The organism is Mycobacterium parascrofulaceum ATCC BAA-614, from assembly GCF_000164135.1.
Taxonomy (GTDB): domain Bacteria; phylum Actinomycetota; class Actinomycetes; order Mycobacteriales; family Mycobacteriaceae; genus Mycobacterium; species Mycobacterium parascrofulaceum.
In genome coordinates, this window is record NZ_GG770553.1 from 1,944,467 (window position 1) to 1,956,053 (window position 11,587).

The following is an 11,587-nucleotide window of genomic DNA, read 5'->3' on the forward strand; positions in this document are numbered from 1 at the left end:
AGCGCCGGGAGGCTGCGGGGTGGCGGGCCGGGGCATCGCCGGCGCGGCCGCCGGCTTGCTGGCCGCCTTGGCCGACGGCCGTGGCCGGGGTTTCTTCTCGGCCTGCTCGCCGGGCGCCGTGAGCGTCGCCAATGTCGTTCCCACCTGGACGGTTTCGCCGACCGGGACGACGAGCTCGTCGACGATGCCCTCCTGCCAGCATTCGACCTCGACCGCCGCCTTGGTGGTCTCGACGATCGCCACGACCTGGCCGCGGGTGACCTTGTCCCCGGGCTTGACCAGCCACTCGTTCAGGGTGCCTTCATCCATGTCGGAGCCGAGCGAGGGCATCTTGAATTCGATCACGACCGCTCCCCGAACAGGGTCTGTACAGCCGCGACGATGGCCGGGGTCTGGGGCAGGGCCGCCTCTTCGAGGTGCTTGGCGTAGGGGATGGGCACCTCGGCGCTGCACACCCGCGCCACCGGGGCGTCGAGGTCGTAGAAGGCGCCCTCCATCACGCGGGTGGTGACTTCCGCGGCCAGGCTGCCGGTGCGCCACGCCTCGTCGACGACCACCGCGCGATGCGTCTTGCGGACGGAGTCCAGGATGGTGTCGTCGTCGAGCGGGCGCAGCACCCGCAAATCGATGACCTCGCAGTCGATTCCGGCGAGCGACAGCTCGTTGGCGGCGTCCAGCGTCTTGGGCAGGCTGCCACCGTAGGTGATCAGGGTGACGTCGGCGCCGCCGCGGCGGACCGCCGCCCGCGAAATGTCCGTCGGGGCCAGCTCGCCGACATCCGTCGAGGTGTTGTAGAGCTGGACGTGCTCGAAGATCACCACCGGGTCCGGGTCGGCCAGGGCCGGGCCGAGCATGCCGTAGGCGTCCTCGACGGTGGCCGGCGCCACCACCTTGATGCCCGGGATGTGGGCGTACCAGGGCTCGAGGCTATGGGAATGCTGGGCGGCCAGCTGGCGCCCGGCCCCCGTCGCCATGCGGACGACGATCGGCACGGAGAACTGTCCGCCGGACATATGGCGCAGGGCGGCAGCGGTGTTGACGATCTGGTCGAGCGCCAGCAGGCTGAAGTTGACCGTCATGACTTCCACGATCGGGCGTAAGCCGTTGAGCGCCGCGCCGATCCCGATGCCGACGAAGCCCAACTCCGACAGCGGTGTGTCCCGCACGCGGTCGGGGCCGAAGTCTTCCAGCAGGCCCTTGGACGCGGCGTAGGTGCCCCCGTACCGCCCGACGTCCTCACCCATCAGCACCACCCGCGGGTCGTCGCGCAGGGCGTCGCGCAGGGCGTCGTGGACGGCGGTGCGGTAGCTGGTCTTCGTCGTCTTCATCGCGTCGCCTCCGCTCCCGGGGTCAGCACGTCGCGCTCGAGATCCGCCACGTCCTCCCACGTTCCGGCCTCGGCGAACGCCACCGCCCCCTCGATCTCGGTGGCGGCCGCGTCTTCGATCTCACGCACGTCGGCCTCCGACAGCGTGCCGTCGCTGAGGCACTTGTCGGTGAAGGCCTGGATCGGGTCGCGTTCGCGCCACCGCTGCACCTCGTCCTTGTCCCGGTACAGCTCGGGGTCGAACATCGAATGCGCCCGGAACCGGTAGGTGCGGAATTCGATGAAGAACGGCCCGCCGGTGTCGCGGACGTGGTCGACGCCCTCTTGCGCGGCCGCGTGGCACGCCTCGACGTCCATGCCGTCGACGGCCAGCGTGGGCACCCGGTACGCGGCGGCCTTGACGGTGAGATCGGTCTGCGACTGGGCCCGGTCCAGCGCGGTGCCCATCGCGTAAAGGTTGTTCTCGCAACAGAACAGCACCGGCAGGTTCCACAGCGCCGCCATGTTCAGCGACTCGTGGAAGGCGCCCTCGGCCACAGCGCCGTCGCCGAAGTAGCAGGCGGTCACCCGCTTCTGCTGCAGCATGGCGTCGGCCAGGGCGATGCCCACCGCGAGCGGCAACCCGCCGGCGACGATCGCGTTACCCCCGTAGAACCGCTTCGCCGCGTCGAAGAGGTGCATGGAGCCGCCGCGGCCGCGCGAGCAGCCCTCCTGCTTGCCGAACATCTCGGCCATGATCGAGGTCATCGGGATGCCGCGCAGCAGCGCGTGCGCGTGCTCGCGGTACGTCGCGACCACCGCGTCGTCGTCGGCCAGCGCGCGCAGCGATCCGGCGGCCACGGCCTCCTCACCGACGTAGAGGTGCAGGAAACCGCGAATCTTGGCCGCGCTGTACAGTTCCGCGCATTTTTCCTCCATGCGCCGCACCCGGACCATGTCGGAGAGCAGCTCGTGGGCCAGCTTGGTGTCCGTCATGACGGCACCCCCTCGGCGTGGTGGACCGGGTGTTGCTCGATGGTGGAGGTGTCGCCCTCGGGCAAGCCGAGTTCGCGGGCCTTCAGCAGGCGCCGCATGATCTTGCCGCTGCTCGTGTGCGGCAACGAGTCGACGAACTCGATCTCCTTGGGCGCCACCGTGGCCCCGAGCCGTTTGCGCGCGTGGCCCAGCAGTTGCAGCCGCAGGTCCTCGTCGGCCAGGACACCGTTCTTGAGGGTGACGAAGGCCTTGACCATCTCGCCCACCGTCGGATCGGGTATGCCGATGACGGCCGCCTCGGCGACCGCCGGATGATCGGTCAGGGCGCTTTCCACTTCGAACGGGCCGATCAGATGCCCCGCGGACTTGATCACGTCGTCCTTGCGGCCGACGAACCAGAAGTATCCGTCGGCGTCCTTCTTCGCCAGGTCGCCGGTCAGGTACAGGCCGTCCGCGAAGGACTTCCGGTAGCGTTCTTCGGCGTTCAGGTAGCCGCGGAACATCGACGGCCAGCCCGGCTTGAGCGCGAGCTCGCCCTCGACGCCGGGTTCCTCGACGACCTCGACGGGGCCGTCGTCGTCGGCGCGGCGCACGATGAACGCCTCCACCCCGGGCAGCGGGCGGCCCATCGAGCCCGGCTTGATGTCGAACGCCGGGGTGTTGGCGATCATGATGCCGCCGGTCTCCGTCTGCCACCAGTTGTCGTGAATCGGCAAGCCCAGCACCCGTTTCCCCCACCAGACAGCCTCCGGGTTGAGCGGTTCGCCCACGCTGGCGATGAAGCGCAGCCGGTCGAAGTGGTACTGCGCGGGCAGTTCCGGTCCCGCCTTGATGAGCATCCGGATGGCGGTCGGCGCGGTGTACCACACCGAGACGCCCTGGTCCTGCAGGATGCGATACCACCGTTCGGCGTCGAAGTCCGCCTCGTCGGCGATGCAGGTGACCCCGTGCAGCAGGGGGCTGATGATGCCGTAGGACGTGCCGGTCACCCAGCCGGGATCGGCTGTGCACCAATAGATGTCGTCCGGGTGCAGGTCCAGCGCGTACAGGCCGGTGACGTAATGCATCACCACGGCGCCGTGCACGTGGATGGCGCCTTTGGGGGTGCCCGTGGTGCCGCTGGTGAAATGCAGCAGGGCCGGGTCGTCGGCGGTGGTGGGCTCGATCGGCGCGTCCTCGTCGGACGCGTTCACCCATTGCCAGAAGTCGAGCGTTTCCGGCGGCGGGGCGCCGCCGGCCCGGCCGTCGTCGACGACGAAAATGTGCCGCACCGAGGGCAGCCGATCGCGGATCTTGGCGACCTTGCGCTGGTAGATCGCCCGGGTGGTGACCAGGACGTCGGCGCGGCCGATGTTGACCCGGGTCGCGATCGGCTCGGGCCCGAACGCCGAGAACAACGGCGAGACGACGCTGCCGTTGCGCAGCGCGCCCAGCATCGCGATGTAGAGCTCGGGGGTGCGGCCCATCAGGGTGAACACGCGATTGCCCTTGTTGATGCCGAGCGAGCGCAGCGCGTTGGAGAACCGCCGTGACAGCCGCCCGAGCTCGGCGTAACTGAGATCCCGGGTGGTCATCGTGCCGTCCCAGGGCGCATCGTTGACGAACCGCAGCGCGGTGCGCGTCGCGTCCGGACCGGTGCTGTGACGGTCGACGGCCGCGTAGGCGATGTTGCACAGGCCGCGCCCCATGCCCTCGCACGGATTCGGCACATCGGACCAGTGGAACCGGGCGCGCTCGCGTTCGTAGTCCGTCAGGTTGGGCCGGACTCGCAAGTCGGCGGCCGTCTTGTGGATGACATCCATGGGGGGTCCTCGGTTGGCGGGGTCGCCTTCATCGTTTGCCGCGCGGCGATGCCGCAATAGAGACAAAGGTCATCAGTCGCGCCGGTCGCGCGCCGGGCCCAACGACTCCACGCTGGGGACCAAGGACCCTGGCGCGGGGTGCGCGCATGCCAGAAGGTCCAAGTAAGACAGGAGAGGCGACGAGCAATGACCCCGACGATGGTCGACACCAGGGTGCTCACCCGGGCGGTGGAACTCGCCTGCCGTGCCCCGTCGCTGCACAACAGCCAACCGTGGCGCTGGGTTGTGGGCGGCCCGACCGTGGACCTGTTCGCCGACCCGGACCGCATGGTGTCCTCCGCCGACAGCTCGGGCCGCGAGTCGATCATCAGCTGTGGCGCGGTGCTCGATCACTTCCGGGTCGCGATGGCCGCCGACGGGTGGGACAGCGGGGTCGACGAGTTCCCCAACCCCAACAACCTCGACCACCTGGCCTCGATCGACTTCGTTCCCGCCGACTACGTCGCCGTCGCCCGACGCGACCGCGCCGCGGCGATCCTGCGTCGCAGGACCGACAGGCGCCCGTTCGGCGCGCCCCGGGGGTGGTCTTCCTTCGAGCCGGTGCTGCGCAGCGCGTTCGACGGCGACGCCGTCCGGCTCGACGTGCTGGCCGGCGACGCGCGCCCCCGCCTGGTGGAGGCCGCCCGCCTCACCGAGGCGTTGCGCCGCTACGACGATCTCTACGAACACGAATTGCGTTGGTGGACGGCGCCGGACAGGCACGACGACGGCATCCCGGAAGCCGCGCTGGCGAACGAGGCGCAGGCGCGCGCCGTCGGGGTGAACCGGCGATTCCCCGCCGACGAGCACGCCCGGGCGGGCTCCGCGGGCCTGACCGACCAGGCCGAGGTGCTCGTCCTGTCGACGCCGGGGGACACCCGCGCGGACGCGTTCCGGTGCGGCCAGGCGCTTTCGGCGATTCTGCTGGAGTGCACCATGGCCGGGCTGGCGACCTGCACGGTGACGCACGTGACGGAGCTGCCGGCCGGTCGCGACATCGTCTCCGGCCTCATCCCCGACGCGCAGGCGGTACCGCAGGTGCTGATCCGGGTGGGCACCGCGCCCCCGGGCAGGGGCGGTCCGGAGCCGACGCCGCGCCGGCCCGTCCGTGACGTACTGGAGCTGCGCCCCTAGGGCGAGAGACATTGTGCCGCAATATCTTCGAAGGGAGACAATGGTGAACGCCCACGCGGGGGACTGGCTGGTCATCAAGAGCGCGACGATCGGGCGTCCGGACCTGCGCGGGCTCATCACGTCGGTGGGTTCGGCGGAAGGCGAACCGCCCTACCACGTTCGCTGGCTGGCCACCGGGGAGGAGGCGACCGTGTTCCCGGGCCCCGACGCGATCGTCGTCACGGCCGCCGAACAGCAAGCGGCCGACGAGCGGGCCCGGTCCCGGTTCACCGCGGTGCAAGCCGCCATCCGGGATCGCGTCCGAGGCAGGTAGCCGGCCGATGCCTTCCACCACAGACGGGTGTCCGTCGTTGACCGACGCCGCTGTCGACGAGCTCGCGTTCGAGTTCCTGCACTCGCCCTACGCCGGCGACACCTACCTCGACTGGCGGCTGGACCAGCGCCTCGACGGCTTTCTCCGGCACCGCGGACTGGTCCGCCTGGTCGAAGACGGCGACGCCTACGGCCTCATCCTCAACCGGGTCATGGCCTACATCGGCGAGCTGCGCCGCAGCCGCTGAGCCGACGAACGACCCGCGAGCCCGGGACTTCGGTCCCTACCGCCGATTACGCCGCGCTGGTCGGATGAAGTCGTCGATGGTGAAGGTCTGAGGAGATTGCCATGACCGCAGGTGTGGTGCGTGATGACCAGGGCAGCTGACGCCACCCGCCGCTCGCCGCGGCGCGTGTTCCGCGACCGCGCCGAGGCCGGCCGGGTGCTGGCGAACCTGCTGGGCGCCTACCGTGACCGGCACGACGTCATCGTGCTGGGCCTGGCGCGGGGCGGCATCCCCGTTGCGTGGGAGGTGGCGGCGGCGCTGCACGCCCCGCTGGACGCGTTCATCGTCCGCAAACTCGGTGCCCCCGGCCACGAGGAGTTCGCCGTCGGGGCACTCGCGAGCGGGGGCCGCGTCGTGGTCAACGACGACGTGGTGCGGGGTTTGCGCATCACCCCGCAGGAACTGCGCGCCGTCGCCGAGCGGGAAGGCCGGGAGCTGATCCGGCGCGAGGCCGCCTATCGCGACGGGCGTCCACCGGTGGACGTCGCCGGCAAGACGGTCATCCTCGTCGACGACGGATTGGCCACCGGCGCAAGCATGTCCGCGGCGGTGCAGGCGCTGCGCGAAGCCGAGCCCGCGCACATCGTCATCGCCGTGCCGGCGGCCCCCGAATCCACCTGCCGGGAATTCGCCGGCCAGGTCGACGACGTCGTGTGCGCGAGCATGCCCACCCCCTTCCTCGCGGTCGGGGAGTCCTTCTGGGATTTCCGGCAGGTCACCGACGACGAGGTGCGCGGGCTGCTCGCCACGCCGACGACCGGGGCCCCGAGGAAGGCCGCCGCCCGCACCCCCGCCGAGGTGATCGGCCGGGTGGCCATCGACGCGCCGGGGGGTGTCCCGCCGCGCGAGACGCTGCAGGAGCTGATCGGCGACGCGCGCATCGTGCTGATCGGCGAAAGCTCGCACGGCACACACGAATTCTACGAGGCCCGCGCAGAAATCACGAAGTGGCTGATCGAGGAGAAGGGCTTCTGTGCCGTCGCGGCCGAGGCCGACTGGCCCGACGCCTACCGGGTGAATCGCTACGTCCGCGGCCTCGGCGACGACACCGGCGCCGACGAGGCGCTGAGCGGATTCGAGCGCTTCCCCGCCTGGATGTGGCGCAACACCGTCGTCCGCGACTTCGTCGAGTGGCTGCGCACCCGCAACCGGCAGCACGAGAACAACGGCCAGCGCCAGGCCGGGTTCTATGGCCTCGACCTCTACAGCCTGCACCGGTCCATGCACGAGGTGATCAGCTACCTCGACAAGGTCGACCCCAGGGCGGCCGCGCGGGCGCGGCAACGCTACGCGTGCTTCGACCACGCGTCGGCGGACGACGGCCAGGCGTACGGCTTCTCGGCGGCCTTCGGCGCCGGCCCGTCGTGCGAGCAGGAAGCGATCGATCAATTGGTCGACATGCAGCGCAACGAGCTGGCCTACGCGCGCAGGGACGGCCTGCTCGCCGAGGACGAATTGTTCTACGCCCACCAGAACGCGCAGACGGTGCACAACGCCGAGGTGTACTACCGGGCGATGTTCAGCGGGCGGGTGACCTCCTGGAACCTGCGGGACAAGCACATGGCGCAGACGCTCGATGCGCTGCTGCAGCACCTGGATCGCCACCAGGACGTCCCGTCGGCACGAATTGTGGTGTGGGCGCACAACTCCCACGTCGGAGACGCGCGCGCCACCGAAGTCTGGGCCGATGGACAACTCACGCTCGGTCAACTGGTCCGGCAGCGGCGCGGCGACGAAGCGCGCCTGATCGGGTTCAGCACGTACACCGGCACGGTCACCGCGGCCAGCGACTGGGGCGGCATCGCCGAACGAAAGGTCGTCCGCCCGGCCCTGAACGGCAGCATCGAGGAACTCCTGCACGAGACGGGCCGCAGCGAGTTCCTGGTCTCGGCGCACATCAGCCCGGGGGCCTCCGAGCCGCTGAGCGCGGTCCGCCTGGGTCGTGCCATCGGCGTGATCTACCGGCCCGAGACCGAACGGCAGAGTCACTACTTCCACGTCCGGCCCGCCGACCAGTTCGACGCGATGATCCACATCGATCGGACCCGCGCGCTGGAACCCCTCGAGGTCACCAGCCTCTGGATCGCCGGCGAAACGCCGGAGACGTACCCGAGCGGCCTGTGAACCCCGGGGAGCCAACGAAGATGGAGATGCAGGCCGAACGGTCGCCGCGCCCGGCGCGGATCGTCACGTTGACCATGAATCCCGCGCTCGACATCACCACGAGTGTCGGCGTCGTGCGCCCCACCGACAAGTTGCGCTGCTCGGCGACCCGCTACGACCCGGGCGGCGGCGGCATCAACGTCGCCCGGGTCGCCAAGGTCCTCGGCAGCCCGGTGCTGGCGGTGTTTCCCGCGGGCGGGTCGCACGGTGGCCTTCTCATGACCCTGCTCGGCGAGGCGCAGGTGCCGTTCCGGCAGATCCCGATCGCCGCCCAGACGCGGGAGAGCTTCACGGTCAACGAGACCAGCACCGGCCAGCAGTACCGGTTCGTGCTGCCGGGTCCGGAGCTGACCGCCCCGGTGCAGGAGGAATGCCTCGACCAGCTGCGGATGGCGGCTCAATCGGCGGAAGTCGTTGTGGCCAGCGGCAGTCTGCCGCCGGGAGTTCCGGCCGACTACTACCAGCGGGTGGCCGACATCTGCCGGGAGCTGGGCGTGAAGCTGATCCTGGACACCTCCGGCGGCGGCCTGCAGCACATCTCCTCGGGGGTGTTCCTGCTCAAGGCGAGCGTGCGGGAACTCAGGGAGTGCGTCGGCCGCCGGCTGGCCACCGAGGCCGAGCAGTTGGCCGCCGCCCACGAGCTGATCGACAGCGGCCGCGCCCAGGTCGTCGTGGTGTCCCTGGGCGCTTACGGTGCGCTCCTTGCGACACCTCATGCGAGCCAGCGGTTTTCGGCGGTCCCGATGCGAAGCGAGAGCGGCGTCGGGGCCGGCGACGCGATGGTCGCCGCGATCACGGTGGCTATCACGCATGGCTGGTCGCTCGCCAAGTCCGTCCGCTACGGGATCGCGGCGGGCACGGCGATGCTGATGACACCCGGCACGGCGGTCTTCGAGCGCGCCGACATCGAGCGGGTGTTCGAGCTGGTCGCCGAACCGGCGGAGGTGGGGACGAACGACTTCGCGGCGAAGGCCTAACGGCCCCTCCATCGCGGGCGCCGGCGTAATAGCCTGGATCCCAGCGATCGGAATCATCGGGAGCCGACATGAGCCAGCTGCACGCCAAGGCGGTGGTAGTGGGCGTCAACGGCTCTCGCGCCGCGGTGAACGCCGCGAAATGGGCGATCGACGAGGCGATAGCCCGGCAGCTGCCGCTGCGCCTGGTGTACGTCATCCCGCGCCGGGAGAAGCACCGTGAACCGGCGACGTCCTCCGAATGGGAGGTGGAGCGCGGCGAAATCGCGCTGGCCGAAGCGGAATCCGCCGTGCAGAGCGAGCGGAAGCCGGTCGAGATCGAGACGGCGATCCGCTCCGGCGCTCCCGGGCAGGCGTTGATCGACCAATCCGAGGACGCGGCCCTGGTCTGTGTCGGCACCGCCCGGCGGGGATGGGCCTCCGACGGGCTGTTGGGCCCGACCGCGACGGACCTGGTGGCGCGCGCGCACTGTCCGGTCGCGATCATTCGTACCGACCCCGACGGGTCGCCGACGGGGCTCGGCGTGATCGCCGTCGTGCTCAACGACGAGCCCGACAACGACGAGGTGGTGCACCAGGCCATGGAGGAAGGCCGGCGCCGCCACGCCACCGTGCGGCAGATCGACCGGCGGCTCAACAGCTGGGTCCGGCGATATCCGGATGTACACGTTCAGACCGTCGCGGCGGGGACGGGCGCGAAACCCAGCGGAAAGCCCGGGGGCAGAATCGAACTGGCCGTCGTGGGCAGTGCCGATGCCGACGAGATGGCCGGGCTGGCCACCCCGAACTGCCATCCGATCGTCGGCTACCCCGACTGTTCGGTGCTTGTGGTCCGCCACTGACACCGATGGCGGATTCAGTCATCACCCAGTCGATCGTCGCCGGTGTCGATGGTTCCAAAGCGGCGATCCGCGCGGCCCTGTGGGCGGTCGACGAGGCGGTGAGCCGGGGTGTTCCGCTGCGCCTGCTGCATGCGACCGACCCCGAAGGCGGTGAAGCGGCCGCCGAGCTTGCGGTCCGGCACGCGGTCACGGCGATCCGCGCGACGGGCAAGCCGGTGCGGGTCGAAACGGAGATCGCCCCCGGGCCCGCGGTCGGGTCGCTCATCCGCTCCTCGGCCTCGGCGGCCATGGTCTGCGTCGGGGCGGTCGGGCTACGCCACTTTCAACCGGGGCGGGTCGGCTCGACCGCCGCCGCCCTCGCGATCTCGGCGCACTGCCCGGTGGCGATCGTCCGCGGCGGCGACGGTCGCCGCGACCACCCCGAAGGGAAGACGATCGTCGAGATCGACGGGTCGCCGGACTCGGTGCTGCTGGCCGCGTCCGTCGAGGAGGCCCTGCTGCGCGACGCCGCCCTGCAGGCGATCGTCTCGCGGCGCGCCGGGCCCGCCGAACGCGGCGACACCGAGGCCGACCGGCGCGCGCTCGCCGACCTCGATCGCCGGCTGGCCCGATGGAAGCGCCGCCATCCGCGGCTGCGGGTCGAATCGGTGGCGGTGCACGCCGGGCTGCTGGACTACCCGGCCGGCCACCGCGGTCCGGTCGGGTTGGTGATCGTCGGCGCCCACGATCGCCGGCATGTGGCCGAGCTGGTCGGACCGGCCGGCAGTTCGGTGATGCAGGACGCCAACTGTTCGCTTCTGATCGTGAATCGGCGGCACTTGTGAGGCCGCCCGGTCACCGGATGTGGGATATTGGGCCGGGGGCGAACGGCAGGAAGGGTCCGTAGTGGTCAAGGTTTTCCTGGTCGACGACCACGAAGTCGTGCGGCGCGGTCTCGCCGACCTCCTGGCCTCGGATCCCGAGCTGGAGATCGTCGGCGAGGCGGGCTCCGTCTCCGAAGCCAAGGCGCGCATCCCGGCGCTGCAGCCCGACGTCGCGGTGCTCGACGTGCGGCTTCCGGACGGAAACGGCATCGAGCTGTGCCGCGACCTGGTGTCCGACCATCCCGACCTGCGCTGCCTGATGCTGACGTCGTTCACCTCCGACGAGGCGATGCTCGAGGCGATCCTGGCCGGCGCCAGCGGCTACGTCGTCAAGGACATCAAGGGCATGGAGCTGGCCCACGCCATCAAGGAGGTGGGCGCCGGCAAATCGCTGCTGGACAACCGGGCGGCGGCGGCGCTGATGGCCAAGCTGCGCGGCGCGGCGGAGCGCGAAGACCCGCTGTCCGGGCTCACCGAGCAGGAGCGCACGCTGTTGGGGCTGCTCAGCGAGGGCCTGACCAACAGGCAGATCGCCGCCCGGATGTTCCTCGCCGAGAAGACGGTGAAGAACTACGTCTCGCGGCTGCTGGCCAAGCTCGGCATGGAGCGCCGCACCCAGGCGGCGGTGTTCGCCTCCAAACTGGACCAGCGGCCCGGCCATCCCCAGCCGCCGGAGCCGACGCCGCCCGCCTGACGGGGGACACGACGCGCACGCGGTCGACCACAAGTCTTCGCTTGGGCGCTTGACAATTTGTGTTTAGGCTGAATGCGCCATCTGAAATTGCGGCGCATTCGAAGTGGGGTGGAGGCTGTCGGGGTGACGAGCGACGATAGCGGCTCGGCATTCGCCGGGCTCGGCCAGCGTGGCC

The 11,587-nt window shown here is 70.5% G+C and carries 12 protein-coding genes; 8 read left to right on the forward strand and 4 right to left on the reverse strand.

Annotated features, from left to right (window positions below; translation table 11 throughout):
• The 4 genes from HMPREF0591_RS09160 to acsA form a co-directional block, all read right to left on the reverse strand.
• A partial coding sequence (locus HMPREF0591_RS09160) for a biotin/lipoyl-containing protein (RefSeq protein ID WP_007168211.1) occupies window positions 1-345 on the reverse strand: 345 nt, incomplete at its 3' end.
• Window positions 342-1,328, reverse strand: coding sequence for an alpha-ketoacid dehydrogenase subunit beta (locus HMPREF0591_RS09165; protein WP_007168212.1), 987 nt, complete (start codon window positions 1,326-1,328; stop codon window positions 342-344). The genes HMPREF0591_RS09160 and HMPREF0591_RS09165, both read right to left, overlap by 4 nt.
• On the reverse strand, window positions 1,325-2,302 hold the full coding sequence (gene pdhA / locus HMPREF0591_RS09170; RefSeq protein WP_007168213.1) for a pyruvate dehydrogenase (acetyl-transferring) E1 component subunit alpha: 978 nt from the start codon (window positions 2,300-2,302) through the stop codon (window positions 1,325-1,327). The genes HMPREF0591_RS09165 and pdhA overlap by 4 nt, the downstream gene beginning before the upstream one ends.
• Entirely contained in the window at window positions 2,299-4,104 is a 1,806-nt protein-coding gene (acsA, locus tag HMPREF0591_RS09175) for an acetate--CoA ligase (RefSeq protein ID WP_007168214.1), read from the reverse strand. The genes pdhA and acsA overlap by 4 nt, the downstream gene beginning before the upstream one ends.
• A gap of 186 nt (window positions 4,105-4,290) precedes the next feature.
• On the opposite strand from acsA, the gene HMPREF0591_RS09180 reads away from it, so the two are divergent.
• The 8 genes from HMPREF0591_RS09180 (at window position 4,291) to dosR (ending at window position 11,412) form a co-directional block, all read left to right on the forward strand.
• Window positions 4,291-5,277 carry an Acg family FMN-binding oxidoreductase gene (locus HMPREF0591_RS09180; protein WP_007168215.1) on the forward strand — a complete coding sequence of 329 codons (987 nt, stop codon included), beginning with the start codon at window positions 4,291-4,293 and terminating at the stop codon, window positions 5,275-5,277.
• A 43-nt stretch (window positions 5,278-5,320) separates the two neighbouring features.
• A complete protein-coding gene (locus HMPREF0591_RS09185) occupies window positions 5,321-5,590 on the forward strand; it encodes a DUF1918 domain-containing protein (protein WP_040622156.1) in 270 nt (89 codons plus the stop codon).
• Between the two features lie 7 nt (window positions 5,591-5,597).
• Entirely contained in the window at window positions 5,598-5,837 is a 240-nt protein-coding gene (locus HMPREF0591_RS09190; RefSeq protein WP_007168217.1) for a hypothetical protein, read from the forward strand.
• 123 nt (window positions 5,838-5,960) lie between these two features.
• Window positions 5,961-8,000: an erythromycin esterase family protein gene (locus HMPREF0591_RS09195; RefSeq protein WP_007168218.1), complete on the forward strand. Its 2,040-nt coding sequence runs from the start codon at window positions 5,961-5,963 to the stop codon at window positions 7,998-8,000.
• A 20-nt stretch (window positions 8,001-8,020) separates the two neighbouring features.
• A complete protein-coding gene (locus HMPREF0591_RS09200; RefSeq protein ID WP_007168219.1) occupies window positions 8,021-9,016 on the forward strand; it encodes a 1-phosphofructokinase family hexose kinase in 996 nt (331 codons plus the stop codon).
• Window positions 9,017-9,084: 68 nt separating this feature from the next.
• The gene (locus HMPREF0591_RS09205; RefSeq protein WP_007168220.1) at window positions 9,085-9,855 is read left to right on the forward strand and encodes a universal stress protein; all 771 of its coding nucleotides are present in this window, start codon (window positions 9,085-9,087) and stop codon (window positions 9,853-9,855) included.
• Between the two features lie 5 nt (window positions 9,856-9,860).
• Complete coding sequence (locus HMPREF0591_RS09210) at window positions 9,861-10,679, forward strand: universal stress protein (protein WP_007168221.1); 819 nt, start codon at window positions 9,861-9,863, stop codon at window positions 10,677-10,679.
• 61 nt (window positions 10,680-10,740) lie between these two features.
• On the forward strand, window positions 10,741-11,412 hold the full coding sequence (gene dosR, locus HMPREF0591_RS09215) for a hypoxia response regulator transcription factor DosR/DevR (RefSeq protein ID WP_007168222.1): 672 nt from the start codon (window positions 10,741-10,743) through the stop codon (window positions 11,410-11,412).
• Window positions 11,413-11,587: the final 175 nt, after the last annotated feature.